Origin of the sequence: Rhizobium sp. 007 (assembly GCF_015353075.1) — a bacterium.
Taxonomy (GTDB): domain Bacteria; phylum Pseudomonadota; class Alphaproteobacteria; order Rhizobiales; family Rhizobiaceae; genus Rhizobium.
Genome location: NZ_CP064187.1, coordinates 630,854 through 645,792, shown reverse-complemented (window position 1 = coordinate 645,792; position 14,939 = coordinate 630,854). Strand labels below are relative to the sequence as shown.

At 62.1% G+C, this 14,939-nt stretch carries 14 protein-coding genes; 12 read left to right on the top strand and 2 right to left on the bottom strand.

Features of this window, described 5'->3' with window-relative positions; all coding sequences use genetic code 11:
• The first annotated feature begins 39 nt into the window (after positions 1–39).
• From ISN39_RS03040 to ribB, 4 genes are all read left to right on the top strand, one after another.
• Positions 40–3,219, top strand: a complete 3,180-nt coding sequence (locus tag ISN39_RS03040) for an EAL domain-containing protein (RefSeq protein ID WP_194729136.1) — start codon at positions 40–42, stop codon at positions 3,217–3,219.
• Between the two features lie 132 nt (positions 3,220–3,351).
• A complete protein-coding gene (locus tag ISN39_RS03035) occupies positions 3,352–3,531 on the top strand; it encodes a hypothetical protein (RefSeq protein WP_194729135.1) in 180 nt (59 codons plus the stop codon).
• Positions 3,532–3,589: 58 nt separating this feature from the next.
• A complete protein-coding gene (gene aroC, locus ISN39_RS03030) occupies positions 3,590–4,687 on the top strand; it encodes a chorismate synthase (protein WP_194729134.1) in 1,098 nt (365 codons plus the stop codon).
• Positions 4,688–4,697: 10 nt separating this feature from the next.
• Complete coding sequence (gene ribB / locus ISN39_RS03025) at positions 4,698–5,801, top strand: 3,4-dihydroxy-2-butanone-4-phosphate synthase (protein ID WP_022716496.1); 1,104 nt, start codon at positions 4,698–4,700, stop codon at positions 5,799–5,801.
• A 121-nt stretch (positions 5,802–5,922) separates the two neighbouring features.
• On the opposite strand, the gene ISN39_RS03020 is transcribed toward ribB, so the two are convergent.
• Complete coding sequence (locus tag ISN39_RS03020; protein WP_194729133.1) at positions 5,923–7,113, bottom strand: winged helix-turn-helix domain-containing protein; 1,191 nt, start codon at positions 7,111–7,113, stop codon at positions 5,923–5,925.
• Between the two features lie 98 nt (positions 7,114–7,211).
• Here ISN39_RS03020 and ISN39_RS03015 point away from each other — a divergent pair, with 98 nt between their 5' ends.
• Genes ISN39_RS03015 through ISN39_RS03005 form a run of 3 tightly spaced genes read left to right on the top strand, consistent with a single transcriptional unit; the run spans position 7,212 to position 9,082 of the window.
• On the top strand, positions 7,212–7,886 hold the full coding sequence (locus ISN39_RS03015) for an ABC transporter ATP-binding protein (RefSeq protein WP_194729132.1): 675 nt from the start codon (positions 7,212–7,214) through the stop codon (positions 7,884–7,886).
• Positions 7,886–8,494, top strand: coding sequence for an energy-coupling factor transporter transmembrane protein EcfT (locus ISN39_RS03010; RefSeq protein ID WP_194729131.1), 609 nt, complete (start codon positions 7,886–7,888; stop codon positions 8,492–8,494). Before ISN39_RS03015 ends, ISN39_RS03010 begins: the two co-directional genes overlap by 1 nt.
• A 24-nt stretch (positions 8,495–8,518) precedes the next feature.
• Positions 8,519–9,082: a biotin transporter BioY gene (locus tag ISN39_RS03005; protein WP_092583447.1), complete on the top strand. Its 564-nt coding sequence runs from the start codon at positions 8,519–8,521 to the stop codon at positions 9,080–9,082.
• A 9-nt stretch (positions 9,083–9,091) separates the two neighbouring features.
• Here ISN39_RS03005 and ISN39_RS03000 read toward each other — a convergent pair whose 3' ends face one another.
• A complete protein-coding gene (locus ISN39_RS03000) occupies positions 9,092–9,493 on the bottom strand; it encodes a thioesterase (RefSeq protein ID WP_039844171.1) in 402 nt (133 codons plus the stop codon).
• Positions 9,494–9,655: 162 nt separating this feature from the next.
• On the opposite strand from ISN39_RS03000, the gene ISN39_RS02995 reads away from it, so the two are divergent.
• The 5 genes from ISN39_RS02995 (at position 9,656) to dxs (ending at position 14,715) form a co-directional block, all read left to right on the top strand.
• Positions 9,656–10,591: a histone deacetylase family protein gene (locus tag ISN39_RS02995; RefSeq protein WP_194729130.1), complete on the top strand. Its 936-nt coding sequence runs from the start codon at positions 9,656–9,658 to the stop codon at positions 10,589–10,591.
• A gap of 2 nt (positions 10,592–10,593) precedes the next feature.
• Positions 10,594–10,845 (top strand): exodeoxyribonuclease VII small subunit, encoded by a 252-nt coding sequence (locus ISN39_RS02990; RefSeq protein ID WP_022716503.1) that lies wholly within the window; start codon positions 10,594–10,596, stop codon positions 10,843–10,845.
• Positions 10,846–10,933: 88 nt separating this feature from the next.
• Positions 10,934–11,701, top strand: a complete 768-nt coding sequence (locus ISN39_RS02985; protein ID WP_074066879.1) for an SDR family oxidoreductase — start codon at positions 10,934–10,936, stop codon at positions 11,699–11,701.
• A gap of 72 nt (positions 11,702–11,773) precedes the next feature.
• On the top strand, positions 11,774–12,697 hold the full coding sequence (locus ISN39_RS02980) for a pirin family protein (protein WP_074066878.1): 924 nt from the start codon (positions 11,774–11,776) through the stop codon (positions 12,695–12,697).
• A 101-nt stretch (positions 12,698–12,798) separates the two neighbouring features.
• A complete protein-coding gene (gene dxs, locus ISN39_RS02975; protein WP_194729129.1) occupies positions 12,799–14,715 on the top strand; it encodes a 1-deoxy-D-xylulose-5-phosphate synthase in 1,917 nt (638 codons plus the stop codon).
• Positions 14,716–14,939 lie beyond the last annotated feature (224 nt).

Below are 14,939 nucleotides of genomic sequence, written 5' to 3'. Positions count from 1 at the left end.
GTTCCTCCTTAGAGTTCCGCCGAACAGGGAGACATATTTTTGCTTTTCCGGCTGGGCGCCAATATTCAATTGCGGCGGGTACTCAAGAATACCTGGGTTTCACTGCTGGTTTCGACCCTCGTCGCATTTGTGGTCGTTGCGGTCGGCTTCACGCTCGACCGTGCGAATACTGCGGCCTATCTGCGAGAGTTGCAGATCCGCACAGAAAACGAGACGAACCTCATTCGCGCCCGCATGGCGGCACAGATCAATATGGACGTCACCGTCGTCCGCGATCTGTCCAACATGATTTCCGTGAGCGCGAAAGCCAACGATGAAGAAATGGAGCGCCAGATCAATTGGCTGCTCATCCAAAATCCCCATTTCGTCAGCATCACCGTCGCACCTGATTTCGTCGTCGGCAACGTCTTCCCGCCGCAATCCGACAAGAGCCGCATCGGCAAGGACGTGCGTGAAAAGCTGATGCTGCGCCAGTCCGTCGGACGCAATACGGGAGACCAGCAGGCGCGTTTCTACGGCCCGGTCAAGATCGGCAGCGGAAGGGATGCCTTCGCGATCTTCTTCCCGATCTTCATCAAGGAGAACGGGCAGCGCAAGATCTGGGGTGCGGTCGAAGTCACGATCGACCAGGATATGTTCTACGAGAACACTGGCCTCAAACCCGCGCGCAATAGCGAAAACCAGGAACGCTACCCGCATCTCGACCATCTTTCGATCGCGGTGCGCGACCTGGGGACTGTGGCCGAGCAACGCGCCCTTCCCTTCTTCGGCAGCGCCGATGTGCTCGACAAGCAGCCGCTCCGCCGCAAGATCACCTTCGCGGGCGGGCGCTGGGAGCTTTCGGCCGTGCCGACGACCGGATGGAACGAAGCTCCGCCGAACCAGCTTCAGCTTCGCTTGATCATCATCGCTGCCGGCTGCGTCATCATCGTGCCGATCTTCCTCGCGACTCTGCTTCTTGGCGAGCGCACCCGCAATGTCAACGAACTCGAGGCCCGCGAAACGAAGCTGCTCGAACTTTCGCAGCGGCTGAACCTGGCGCTGGATTCTTCCAATATCGGCATCTGGGAACTGCAGGATCACGGCCACAGCCTTTACTGGGACACGCGCGCCTCGGGCCTTCACGGCCAGCCGGCCGGCGAGGGCAGCCATCCGCTTGAAAGCTGGCTCGAGGCAATCGTGGCGGCAGACCGGCCAATCGCCGAGACGCACTTTTTCAACTGCAGCCTGGCAGGTACGTCCTGCACGGCGCAGTACCGTATCAGGCTTTCGGACGGCCGCATCCGGTATCTGCGCTCGGTGGGCTCCTTCTACACGGATGCGGGCGGAACCGGCAGGACGATCGGCATCGTCGCGGACGTGACCGCAGACGCGGAGGCAGCCGATATGCTGCGCAAGGCAAAAGAAAACAGCGATATCAAGAATGCCGAGCTGGAACTGGCACTGGACGAGCTCTCCCGCCGCGAGACGCAGCTTGCCGAACTTTCAACCCGACTCGATCTGGCGCTCGATTCCTATCAGTGCGGCATCTGGGAAACGACGCTCGGCACTGCCGGCTCGGTCTGGGACGAACGCATGCACGAGCTCTACGGGCTGGAACCACGGCAGGGATTCATGCCCCAGGATGTTTGGCTTTCCTGCATTCACCCGGAAGATCGTGCTTTTGCGCTGGAAAGCGCACGGCATTTCAAGCAGCTCGGCGACAAGCACACGCTCATTTGCCGCGTGCCGGCCGAGGACGGCAGCATTCGCTACGTCCGCTCGACCGGCAAGGTGCACCAGACGGCGACAGGTCAGCTGAAGCTCATTGGCGTCGCGCTCGACGTCACGGAAGATGCGCTGCTGACCGCCGAGCTGAAGGCAGCGAAGGACGAAGCGGTTGCCAAGAATATCGAGCTCGAACTTGCCAAGAATCGTATCGAGCACAATTCGCTGCATGATCCGCTGACGGCACTGGCCAACCGCCGCAAGCTCGACATCGCGCTCGAAAACCTGACGGCCGGCAGCCGGTCGCAGCGGCAGAAATTCGCAATCCTCCACATCGACCTCGACCGCTTCAAGCAAATCAACGACACGCTCGGCCACGCAGCCGGGGACGCGATGCTGGTGCATGCGTCGAAGGTTCTTTCGAAGAATGTCCGTGGCAGCGATGTCGTCGCGCGCATCGGCGGCGACGAGTTCGTCATCCTCGCACTCGATGCCAGCGACGAGGATATGGCCGCGCTGGCGGGCCGGATCATCGAAGAAATGCGCCAGCCCGTCAATTTCCAGGGCTTCCCTTGCCGCTGCGGCGTTTCGATCGGCATCGCGCTTGCCAACGGCATCCATGTCGACGCGCGCAAGGTGCTGATCAACGCCGATATCGCCCTCTACCGCGCAAAGAGCCTGGGCCGGAACCGCTACGAATTCTTCAACCAGAACCTCCAGGCCGACATCATCAACAGCAAGCGCATCGCCGACGAGATCCTTGCCGGCATCGAGAATGGCGAATTCACCGCCTGGTACCAGCCGCAATTTTGCGCGCGGACGATGCGGCTCACCGGTGTCGAAGCGCTGGTGCGCTGGAACCACCCGGCCCGCGGCCTGCTGACGCCGGACAAGTTCCTGCGCATCGCCGACGAGATCAACGTGGTGCAGGCGCTGGACCGCATCGTTCTCGAAACCGCACTGAAGGACAAGATGCGCTGGGCAGCACTCGGCGTTTCAGTGCCGCAGGTCTCCGTCAATGTTTCAGCGCGGCGGCTGCATGACGGTAGCCTCTTCGAATCGCTGAGCGACCTGCAGATACGCCCGGGCGAGCTTTCATTCGAACTGGTGGAATCGATCTTCCTCGACGAAAGCGAGGATGTGGCGGCTCACAACCTCGACCGCATCAAGGCGCTCGGCATCGACATCGAAATCGACGATTTCGGCACCGGCCATACATCGATCGTCAGCCTGTTGAAGCTGAAGCCGAAACGGCTCAAGATCGACCGCCAGCTCGTGCAGCCGATCCTCAACTCTCCGCAGGAGCGCGCACTGGTAAGCTCGATCATCGACATCGCCCGCTCGCTCGGCGTCGAAACGGTGGCGGAAGGGATCGAGACGATCTCGCACGCCGATATGCTGCGCGATCTTGGCTGCGACCTGCTGCAGGGCTACGCCTTCTCCCGTCCCCTCTCCTTCGACGACTTCACGGCCGCCGCAGCCGATGGTGCGGCATGGCGGATCGCTTCCTGAGCGGCTTTAAATAGCTGTTTGCGATTTTGTGCCGCTCTCCATCGCATGATTTGCCACCGCCCTAACGCTTTTCCCCGTAAACGGGCGAGGGAACTTGCCATACCCAGCGCCGAGATTTGAAGAAGGGTGGGCATGCCCCCTTCTGCCCGTCAGAACGGGGAGAAGGTGCCAGCAGTGGCGGACGAAGGGGCCGCGGCATTTCTCATTGCCGATGACGTCCAAAACCCGCATCGTTTGCAAATTGCGGAAACAGCATTTCTTCCTCACGTGAATTTCGCGCAAAGAAAGGCTTTTGCCCCAACCTCTTTTTAGCCTATGAGTGTCGCGCATTTTGGAGAATGGCGCGGGTTGCCGCGCGTGGTCGGAACACATGTCGCATAATACATTCGGTCACCTCTTCCGCGTAACAACCTGGGGCGAGAGCCACGGCCCGGCGCTCGGCTGCGTCGTCGACGGCTGCCCTCCCGGCCTGCGCTTCAAGCTGGAAGACATTCAGGCCTGGCTCGACAAGCGCAAGCCCGGCCAGTCGCGTTTCGTGACGCAGCGCCGCGAGGCGGACCTCGTGAAGGTGCTGTCCGGCGTGATGCTGGATGCCGACGGCGAGACGATGACGACGACCGGAACGCCGATCGCGATGATGATCGAGAACACGGACCAGCGTTCCAAGGATTACGGCGAGATTGCCCGGCAATACCGCCCCGGCCACGCCGACTATACCTATGACGTCAAATACGGCATCCGCGACTATCGCGGCGGCGGCCGCTCCTCCGCTCGCGAGACCGCGGCACGTGTCGCCGCCGGCGGGATTGCCCGTCTCGTCGTGCCGAACATGAGAGTTCACGGAGCTCTGGTGCAGATCGGCAAGCACAAGATCAACCGCCAGAACTGGGATTGGGATCAGGTGAACCAGAATCCCTTCTTCTCGCCGGATGCTGAGATCGTTCCCGTATGGGAGGAATATCTTGACGGCATCCGCAAGAACGGCTCCTCAATCGGCGCCGTCGTCGAAGTCGTGGCTGAAGGTGTTCCGGCCGGGCTTGGTGCGCCCATCTATGCCAAGCTCGACCAGGACATCGCCTCGCTGCTGATGTCGATCAATGCCGTGAAGGGCGTCGAGATAGGTAATGGGTTCGGCGCCGCCGAAATCACCGGCGAAGAAAACGCCGACGAGATGCGCATGGGCAATGAGGGCAAGCCGCTGTTTCTTTCCAACCACGCCGGCGGTATTTTAGGCGGCATATCGACCGGTCAGCCGGTGATCGCGCGGTTTGCGATCAAGCCGACTTCCTCCATCCTCACCGAGCGGCGCTCGATTGATGCCGGCGGCAACAATGTCGATATCCGCACCAAGGGCCGGCACGACCCCTGCGTCGGCATCCGGGCCGTGCCGATCGGCGAAGCCATGGTCGCCTGCGCCATCGCCGACCACTACCTTCGCGACCGCGGCCAGACCGGCCGGCTGAAATAGGAACTGTCCCATGCCTTATGACCAGAAGCGCGTCGTCGATGCCATCCGGGCCTTCGAAGCCGGCGAAATCGTCGTCGTCATGGATGACGACGACCGGGAGAACGAAGGCGACCTGATCGTCGCCGCCGTCCATTGCACACCGGAAAAGATGGCCTTCATTGTCCGCCATACCTCCGGCATCGTCTGCACGCCAATGCCGAAAGAAGAGGCGAAGCGCCTGAACCTCAACGCCATGGTGGCCGAAAACGACTCCGCGCACACGACGGCGTTTACCGTGTCCGTCGATTTCAAGCACGGCACGACCACCGGCATTTCCGCCGACGACCGCACGCTGACGGTGCGCAATCTCGCCAATCCGAATGTCGGTGCAAGCGATTTCGTCCGGCCCGGCCACATCTTTCCACTAGTTGCCCGCGAAGGCGGCGTTCTGATGCGTTCCGGCCATACCGAAGCGGCCGTCGATCTCTGCAGGCTCGCCGGACTGCCGCTGATCGGCGTCATCAGCGAGCTCGTTAATGACGACGGCACGGTGACGCGCGGGCCGCAGGTCATCGATTTTGCGGAAAAGCATGGCCTGAAGCTCGTCTCGGTCGCAGACCTCATCGCCTATCGCCAGCGCAAGGAAACGCTGATCGAACTCGGCGCCAGCTTCGATATCGAGACGCCGTTCGGCAAGGCCAAGGCGCACACCTACTCGCTCCCCTGGGATCCGATGCAGCACCTCGCCGTTGTCTTCGGCGATATACGCGACGGCATCGACATCCCAGTGCGCCTGCACCCGGAAAATGTCGCCGAGGACCTCTTCGGCAAGAAGAGCCCGGTCGACCACTATATGCAGAAAATCGCCGAGGAAGGCCGCGGCATCATCGTATACCTCCGTGAAGGCTCCGTGGGCGTGGGCCACTACGACAACGGCCGCAAGGCCCGCAGCCAGGGACGCGAAGCCCACGCCGAAGCCAAGAGCCGCGAAAGCGAATGGCTGGAAATCGGCTTGGGCGCGCAGATCCTGAAAGACCTCGGCGTCAGTTCGATCAGGCTGCTCACCAGCCGCGAGCGACACTATGTCGGCCTGGAGGGATTTGGAATCAAGATTTCAAAGACGGAGATTTGGTGAGAGGTTCCCTTCTGCCCGGGGAGAAAGGCAGCCCTGCGGGCCGGATGAGCGGGGCGTTCCGACAATCTCGTGCCGAGCTAGGCTCCGGCACTTCTTCCCGCTGGGGAGAAGTGCCACGCGGCTAACCCCTCCACCCCTTGAGAAACACGACCTTCTCCACCCCCGCAAACTTCGCCACGCGCTCCAGTTCCGCTCGCAGCCTCTCCATCCGTCCCGCAGAAGCCTTCACGCCGGGCTCCAACCATAGCCGCTTCACATCCAGCGTCCCCTGCTTGCGGTCGGCCTTCATGTCGATGCGGCCGATGAGTTTGTCACCTTCGAGCAGCGGAAAGACGTAATAGCCGTATTCGCGCTTCGGCTCAGGTACGAAAACCTCGATGCGGTAGAAGAAGCCGAACAGGCGTTCGGTGCGGTTGCGGTCGCGGATCGTCGGATCGAAGGGGCTCAAGACGCGAATGCGCGCCGGAGCCTCGAGATAGCCATCCAGCGTCGAAAGGAAATCCGCGAAGGCCCAGGAGGGGCGCGGCTTGCCGCCGAGCGCCGGTTCGATCAGGATCTCGGTCAGTTCGTCGCGATGGGTTGAAACCCAGGCCTTGGCCTCGTCCGGCGACAGCAGATTCCAAAAGGCGGCGATTTCGCCGTGTGTCGCAAAACCGAGCCGTTTCAACGCGCTTCGGCACGCCCAATCGACAAACTCCTCCCGGCTTACTTCCGGATCGCGGAATTCAGCGGGGATGACACGCTCGACCAGATCGTAGATCTTCTGGAAGTTGGAGCGGCCGGCGATGGCGAACTTGCCGGTGCGCCAGAAATATTCGAGCGCGGTCTTGTTAGGATGCCAGTTCCACCAGCCGCCCGAGGTGTGTCCGTCGGCCTTGATCTCGCGCGCCATGATCGCGCCGTCGCGCGCCACGCGCTCGTAGGTCTCGTCGAAGGCATGCTCGAAACCCTCGCCGCGCCATTTGCGCCAGCGCTCGACGAGCACCTCTTCCTGGTGCCGGAATTTGTGCTTCCAGTATTTGAAGAAGGCGCTCGGCAGGATGGAGGCGTCGTGCGTCCAATGTTCGAACAGCGCGCCGTCCTTCTCCAGGAGCGCGGTCAGGTGTTCGCGTCTGTATGTCTGGTTGCGGGAAAAGAGGATCTGGTGATGCGCCCGCTCCACCGTCTGGATGCTGTCCACCTGCACGAAACCGATATCATGGATCAGCTGCAGCAGCCCGGCCTTGGTCAGGGCGCGGTTCGGCGGAGAGCTGAGGCCCTGTTTGGCGAGGAAGACGCGGCGGGCATCGCTGTTCGAAAAGAGATTCGTCATGGGCACATCATATTCGGGAAAATGTTCCTAGCCACCCGGTTTTGCACTTTTGACGCTGCGGCTATAGAAGCAGCATCGGATGGTGACAGGGGAATGATTTGGAGATCCGTTTCGAAGGGGCTGCAGTCACTTATGGGGCGCGCGAAGCGCTCTCGCCGCTGACCCTCACTCTCACGGAAAACCGCATCGGCGTAATCGGCCTCAACGGTTCGGGAAAGACCACTTTCGCGCGGCTGATCAATGGTCTGACGAAGCCGACAGCCGGACGCGTGATCGTCAATGGCCGGGACACGGCCGACTCCCATTCGGCCCTTCCGGATGTCGGCTTCATCTTCCAGCAGCCGCAGAACCAGATCATCCTGCCGATCGTGCGCGACGACATTGCCTTCGGATTGAAGGGCCGCGGCTTCTCGAAGGCCGAGATCGAAGCGAAGGTTGAAGCTGCACTCGGCCGCTTCGATGCCGCCCATCTGGCAGCGCGCCGGGCGCACGAGCTTTCTGGCGGCGAGCTGCAGATCGCCGCCCTCTGCGCGGTTCTGGTGACCGGCCCGGATATCCTGATCCTCGACGAGCCGACGAACCAGCTCGATCTCAAGAATCGCGCATTGGTGCAGAAGATCATCGAGGGCCTGCCTGAAAACGCCATCGTGATCAGCCATGATCTGGAACTGGTCGCGGATTTCGGCCGCGTCCTGCTCTTCCACGAGGGCAGGCTTGCCGCCGATGCGCCGGCGGCCGAGGCAATCGCGCGCTACCGGGAGATTACCGCCTGATGCAATCGCTTTATGTCGAGGGAACCAGCATCATGCACCGGCTTCCGGCGCGCTCGAAGCTGCTTGTTCTTGCGATCCTCGGCGTCATTCTCTTCACCACCCGCAACATTCCGCTGCTTTCGCTTGGCGTGCTGATAACAGGGGCCGTCTATTTCAGCCTCGGCCTGCCTTTCGGGCAGGCGATTGCACGGCTGAAGCCCGTGCTGCTGACGATCCTCGTCGTGGCACTTTTCAGCCTCGCCTTCAATCCCTGGCATGGCGCGGTCGAGGCGCTGCTGCGGCTGACGGCGCTGATGCTCTTTGCGGCGGCGGTGACGGCAACAACGACGATCAGCGAGTTCATCGACGAGATCACGCTGCTTGCCCGCCCATTGGAGCGGGCCGGCCTGGTGGCGGCGAACGATGTCGGACTTGCGGTCGGTCTCGTCGTCCGTTTCGTGCCGGAAATCCTTGGCCGCTACCAGGCGATCAAGGAGGCGCATGCAGCCCGCGGCATTAAGGTGCGGCCCGTCACGGTGCTTGCGCCGCTGATCATCCTCACGCTCAGAGATGCAGATAATATTGCCGCAGCGATTGACGCGCGCGGCGTTCGGCGGCATGTCAGTTAACATTCTGTAAACACGGAGCCCATGATGAGCACCCGCGACCTCGTTCTCTCAGCCCTCTTTGCCGCAATCATCGTGGCGCTCGGCATTCTGCCGCCGATCACGCTCGGCTTCATTCCGGTGCCGATCACCGCGCAGTCGCTTGGCGTCATGATGGCAGGCGTCGTGCTCGGCGCGCGCCGCGGCGCGATCGCCGTCCTGATCGTGCTTGTTCTTGTTGCGATCGGCCTTCCGGTGCTTTCAGGCGGCCGCGGCGGCCTTGCGGCATTTGCCGCACCGACGACCGGCTTCCTCATCGGCTGGCTCTTTGCCGCCTTCGTCACCGGCTATGTCGCCGAGCGCCTGGTGAAGGCCGAGCAGTCCGGCCTCGTGCAAACGGTCGGCTTCTTCCTCGCATCCGCGATCGGCGGCATCGTCGTTCTCTATGCTTTCGGGATCGCCTATCTCGCGGTCGCTGCCGGCGTCGGCCTGCAACAGGCGTTCGTCGGCTCGATGGCCTTCGTCCCCGGCGATGTCATCAAGGCGTTCGTCGCAGCGCTCGCCGGCCGCGCCGTCATGGTCGGCTATCCGCTGCTGCCTGCACGTGCTTAGGATCGGAGCCTAATCAACGAAGGTGTAAAGCCAGTCGCGCGTTTCTTCAGGGAGCGCGGCCGGCGACAGGTCTTCGCGATTGCGCGCCTGCCAGATAATCTCGACCTCGGCGGCGCGTTCGCCTTCCGCCTCGACGGCAATCAGAAAGCCGACGGAGCGAACGCCGATCTTGTCGACCGCAGTGGTGAATTCCATCAGTTCGTCGTAGTGCAAGGGCCGGTGCAGGATGCAGGAAATCTTGCTTGCAGTATAAATTGGCTCGCCTTCCACTTCCGGCCGCGTCAGCCAGAAATTTGCAAGTACGGATTCGGCATAGGAAATATAGGACGAGATGAACATCTCACCATGCATGTCGACATCCCGAAACGGCACACGTATTTCCGCTACGTTCGAGCGCGCTGATTTTGCCATCTGCCTGCCTATCCTCACTTCCCTGCTGAAAGACTAATGGCGACACAGGCCGAAGTAAACGGTGGAGGTAACATGCGCACGACACCGCGCGTATGTTGAAATTGCCGGCATTCGCGCCATCTGCTGTGGATCATGACTGGGGCAAGCGATAAGAGTATCCGCATGAGCACCCGCCTTTACGAACACCCGATCTTTCTCGAACATGTCACGCCCGCGGGCCATCCCGAGCGGCCGGACCGGATGCGGGCAATCAACGTCGCGCTCGGCCATCCGAATTTCGAGCGGCTGGAGCGCAAGGAGGCGCCGCAGGCGAACGAGGAGGCCGTGCTGCTTGCCCATCCCGAGGAACATCTGCGCGCCGTCATGCGCCAGATTCCCGAAGAAGACGGCGAGATCAACCAGATCGAGGCCGATACCTATGCGAGCCCGAAAAGCCTGCAGGCGGCGCTGACGGGCGTCGGTGCGGCCATGGCTGCGGTGGATGACGTCTTCACCGGCAAGGCCGACAACGTCTTCGTCGCCGCCCGCCCGCCGGGGCATCACGCGGAGAAGATGACGGCGATGGGCTTCTGCTTCTTCAACAATGCGGCGATCGCCGCGCGCCATGCCCAGAGGCGCCATGGCGCCGAGCGTGTCGCGATCGTCGATTGGGACGTGCACCACGGCAACGGCACGCAGGACATCTTCTGGGACGACGCCTCCGTGCTCTTCTGCTCGACGCATCAGATGCCGCTCTATCCGGGATCGGGAGCGAAGGACGAAAGCGGCAAGCACGGCACGATCATCAATGCGCCGCTTTCGCCGAATGTCGGCAGCGATCATTTCCGCGAGGCATTCAAATCGCGCGTGCTGCCGGCGCTTGTCGATTTCCGGCCGGACCTCATCATCATCTCTGCCGGCTTCGACGCGCATCACCGCGATCCCTTGGCGCAGATCAATCTCGTCGGCGAGGATTTCGACTGGGCGACTGGACGATTGCTGGAGATAGCCGACAAAAGCGCCTCCAACCGGGTCGTCAGCCTGCTGGAAGGCGGCTATGATCTGGAAGGGCTTGCCGAATCGGCAGGCCTGCATGTGCTTCGATTGATGAAGGGTTGAGTATGACTGACAGCGCCAAGCCGGAGGTTTCCGGTCTTTCCTTCGAAAAGGCGGTTGCCGAACTCGAAAGCATCGTGGCCCGCCTGGAGCGCGGCGACGTGGCGCTCGATGAATCCATCGAGATCTACGAGCGCGGCGAAGCGCTGAAGAAGCATTGTGAGACGCTGCTTTCGGCGGCCGAAAACCGCATCGAGAAGATCCGGCTCGACCGCGCCGGCAAACCGCAGGGCACGGAGCCGCTTGACGGGGCGTGAGCCCTTAAAACATTCTCCCAGGACTTCTGGCCGGAAGCAAATCGTCAGTCTAACATCCCCCACACAACAGCAGAGGGAACAGTTCAGAATGACGGATAGGCTGAAGAGCAAGGTTGCCATCATCTCGGGCGGTGCGACCGGGATGGGCGGCGCAGCGTCAAAGCTGTTTGCGGCCGAAGGCGCTCGTGTCGCGATCATAGACCGCAATGGCGAGGCGGCGGCGCAGACCGCCACGGCCATCCGGGATGCAGGCGGTGAAGCCGATTACTGGATTGCCGACGTTTCCGACGAGAAAGCGGTGAACACGGCCGTTGCCGGTATCGAGGAGCGCTATGGCGCCGTTACCGTGCTCTTCAATCATGCGGGCACCATCGTCATCAAGCCGTTCCTGGAAACGACGCTTGAGGAATGGGATTGGCTGCATGCCGTCAACGTGCGCTCGATGTTCCTGATGACAAAGGCCGTGTTGCCGAAGATGATTTCGGCAGGCGGCGGATCGATCGTCTGTACCTCGTCCATCTCCGCCGTTGCCGCGACGCCGATGGAAGTGCTCTATGACACGACCAAGGGTGCAGTGCATATGTTCGCGCGAGCGATTGCGGTGGAATTCCGCGACCGCAACATCCGTTGCAATGCTGTCTGCCCCGGCTTCATCCGCACGCCGCACGGCCTTCGTGAGGTGGCCGACTTACAGGCGTTTGGGGTCGATGTTTCCGACGCCGCGATTGCTGCGCAGCAGGGGAGGATCGGCGAGCCGGAAGATGTGGCGAGGGCGGCGCTCTATTTGGCGAGCGACGAATCCAGCTTCGTCAACGGCGCCCATCTCTTCGTCGATAACGGCTTCACAGCCATCTGACGAACATGAACCCTTTCGCGGCGGCCCTCCAGGCGCTATTGCTGGTCGCGCCCTCGTGCTCGGAGAACCGCCATGTCCTTCTTCCCCGGTAAAGACCCGTTGCCCGGTGACGCCTTCGCCTGCGACGCCATCGAGAATCTGATCATTCCGCGCACCAGCGATATCGGCGGTTTTCAGGTGCGGCGGGCGCTTCCGACGCGCCAGCGGCGGCTGGTGGGGCCGTTCATCTTCTTCGACCGGATGGGACCGGCGATTCTGAAGCCTGGCGAGGCGCTGGATGTGAAGCCGCATCCGCATATCGGATTGTCGACAGTCACCTACCTTTTCGATGGCGAAATCCGGCATATGGACAGTCTTGGTACCGAGAAGGTGATACGGCCCGGCGACATCAACCTGATGACGGCCGGACGCGGCATCGTGCATTCGGAGCGCACGCCCGACAATCTGCGTGGTCACCCGTTGCTGATGTCGGGCCTGCAGACCTGGCTGGCACTACCGGACGACAAGGAAGAAATCGACCCCTCCTTTGCCCATACGGAAAAAAGCGAGATGCCGCTGATCTATGAACGTGGCGTCAGAGGGCGCGTCGTCATCGGCTCCTTCGAAGGCATGACGTCGCCGGTTAAGGTGTTTTCGGACACGCTCTATGCCGACCTCGATATTGAACCAGGCGCCAGGTTCCCCTTCGGCGTGGCCCATGAAGAGCGCGCAGCCTATGTGCTTTCGGGCGAAGTCATCATCGCCGGCGACCGCTTTGCCGCGGATCAGCTGCTCGTCTTCCGGCCAGGCGACGCGATCACGCTTGAGGCAGGTCCTGCGGGCTGTCATCTGATGCTCTTTGGGGGTGCGGCGCTGAATTCGAAGCGGTACATCTGGTGGAACTTCGTTTCCTCCTCCAAGGAGCGTATCGAGATGGCGAAGGAGGAGTGGCGCACCGGCCGCTTCGACATCGTTCCGGGGGACGAAGAGGAATTCGTACCTTTGCCTGAAGGATGAACTCCTTTAGAATTATGGGGTTGCGGTTCTTGAAATGCACTTGTTTTGCCGCAATCTAATCGAATAAGCAAAGCAAGAACCATAAGAAAGAGCTCCCGCCCGTGACACATCAGCCGAAAACCCCGCTGCTCGACCAGGTCAAATATCCCGCCGACCTGCGCAAGCTCGAGGATCGTGACCTGCCGCAGCTTGCGCGCGAAGTCCGAGACGAGATGATCGATGCGGTCTCGCGCACCGGCGGACATCTGGGCGCGGGTCTCGGCGTCGTCGAACTGACGATCGCCATCCACAGCGTCTTCGATACGCCCGAGGACCGGTTGATCTTCGACGTCGGCCACCAGTGTTATCCGCACAAGATCCTTACCGGCCGCCGCGAGCGGATCCGCACGCTGCGTCAGGAAGGCGGCCTTTCCGGGTTCACGCGGCGCGCCGAGAGCGAATACGATCCCTTCGGGGCGGCGCACTCATCGACCTCGATTTCCGCGGGTCTCGGCATGGCGGTCGCCGCGGAACTCAGCGAGACAGACCGGCGCGTGATTGCCGTCATCGGCGACGGCGCCATGTCGGCCGGCATGGCTTACGAGGCGCTGAACAATGCCGGCGCGCTCGATGCGCGGCTCATCGTCATCCTCAACGACAACGATATGTCGATTGCCCCGCCGACGGGTGCCATGAGCGCCTATCTCGCCCGTCTCGCCTCCGGACGGACCTATATGGGCTTTCGCGATTTCGGCAAGAAGCTGACGGCTTATCTCGGCAAGAAAGTCGACCGGGCGCTCACCCGCGCCGTCGAGCATGCGCGAGGCTATGTCACTGGCGGCACCATGTTCGAGGAAATGGGCTTCTACCATATCGGCCCGATCGATGGTCATTCCTTCGAGCATCTGCTCCCAGTGCTGCGCAATGTGCGCGACAACGCCGAAGGTCCGGTGCTGATCCACGTCGTCACGCAGAAGGGCAAGGGTTATCCGCCTGCCGAAGCCGCCGCCGACAAGTACCACGGCGTCAACAAGTTCGACGTCATCACCGGGGCGCAGGCCAAGGTGAAGCCGAACGCGCCGAGCTATACGAGCGTCTTCGCCGAGGCGCTGGTGCAGGAGGCAACGCTCGACGACAAGATCGTCGGCATCACGGCGGCCATGCCGAACGGCACTGGCCTGGACAAGCTTGCCGAAGTCTTTCCTGCCCGCTGTTTCGATGTCGGCATCGCCGAGCAGCATGCCGTCACCTTCGCGGCCGGCCTCGCCACCGAGGGTTACAAGCCGTTTGCGGCGCTCTATTCCACCTTCTTGCAGCGCGCCTACGACCAGGTCGTCCACGATGTCGCAATCCAGGGCCTGCCGGTCCGTTTCCCGATCGACCGCGCTGGTTTCGTCGGCGCCGACGGCCCGACGCATGCGGGCTCCTTCGACACGACATTCCTTGCGACGCTTCCCGGATTCGTCGTCATGGCTGCGGCCGACGAGGCGGAACTGAAGCACATGGTGCGTACGGCGGCGGCTTATGACGCCGGCCCGATTTCATTCCGTTATCCACGCGGCGAAGGTGTCGGCGTCGAAATGCCGACTCGCGGCAAAATCCTGCAGATCGGCGAGGGCCGCATCGTCAAGGAGGGCACCAAGGTTGCGCTGCTCTCCTTCGGCTCGCGGCTCGCGGACTGCCTGCTTGCGGCCGAAGATCTTGAGGCTGCCGGCCTTTCGACCACGGTTGCCGATGCGCGCTTCGCCAAGCCGCTGGACCACGGCCTGATCCGCCAGCTCGCCCGCCACCACGAAATGCTGATCACCGTCGAAGAAGGCGCCATCGGCGGCTTTGGCAGTCATGTGCTGCATTTCCTCGCGATGGAAGGCCTGCTCGAAAGCGGCCTGAAGGTCCGCTCGCTCACCATGCCCGATATCTGGATGGAGCAGGCGAAACCAGAGGTGATGAACGCCCATGCCGGCCTCGACCGCGCAGGCATCGTTTCCACCGTCTTCCGGACACTCGGCCACGGCGCGGCCGTGGGGGTTGCGGGCTGACGCCATCCGGAGCCTTCGGCAGCGCTCAGGCGCCCCAAATCTACCAATCTACTTTTTCCGTCCGGTATGCGGCCGCACCGAGGCGGCGGCAGGTCAGCCGCAAGAGTCAGCGTGGCGACGCCGCATCTTATCGACGCAGGTGTCCGATTGCTGCGCGCGCGCCGGAAGATGCGGAGGTCCTGGCACCGCCTTTTCGAAGGCGAGATCCTGTACACGCTGCTGAG

What these genes read in the sequence shown, in the direction of transcription:
- ISN39_RS03020 (WP_194729133.1), bottom strand. Translation starts at nt 7,113, where the DNA reads ATGACGAATCTCTTTTCGAACAGCGATGCCCGCCGCGTCTTCCTCGCC.
- ribB (WP_022716496.1), top strand. Translation starts at nt 4,698, where the DNA reads ATGCCTTATGACCAGAAGCGCGTCGTCGATGCCATCCGGGCCTTCGAA.
- ISN39_RS03000 (WP_039844171.1), bottom strand. Translation starts at nt 9,493, where the DNA reads ATGGCAAAATCAGCGCGCTCGAACGTAGCGGAAATACGTGTGCCGTTT.
- ISN39_RS02990 (WP_022716503.1), top strand. Translation starts at nt 10,594, where the DNA reads ATGACTGACAGCGCCAAGCCGGAGGTTTCCGGTCTTTCCTTCGAAAAG.
- ISN39_RS02980 (WP_074066878.1), top strand. Translation starts at nt 11,774, where the DNA reads ATGTCCTTCTTCCCCGGTAAAGACCCGTTGCCCGGTGACGCCTTCGCC.
- ISN39_RS03010 (WP_194729131.1), top strand. Translation starts at nt 7,886, where the DNA reads ATGCAATCGCTTTATGTCGAGGGAACCAGCATCATGCACCGGCTTCCG.
- ISN39_RS03005 (WP_092583447.1), top strand. Translation starts at nt 8,519, where the DNA reads ATGAGCACCCGCGACCTCGTTCTCTCAGCCCTCTTTGCCGCAATCATC.
- ISN39_RS03035 (WP_194729135.1), top strand. Translation starts at nt 3,352, where the DNA reads ATGCCCCCTTCTGCCCGTCAGAACGGGGAGAAGGTGCCAGCAGTGGCG.
- ISN39_RS02995 (WP_194729130.1), top strand. Translation starts at nt 9,656, where the DNA reads ATGAGCACCCGCCTTTACGAACACCCGATCTTTCTCGAACATGTCACG.
- ISN39_RS02985 (WP_074066879.1), top strand. Translation starts at nt 10,934, where the DNA reads ATGACGGATAGGCTGAAGAGCAAGGTTGCCATCATCTCGGGCGGTGCG.
- aroC (WP_194729134.1), top strand. Translation starts at nt 3,590, where the DNA reads ATGTCGCATAATACATTCGGTCACCTCTTCCGCGTAACAACCTGGGGC.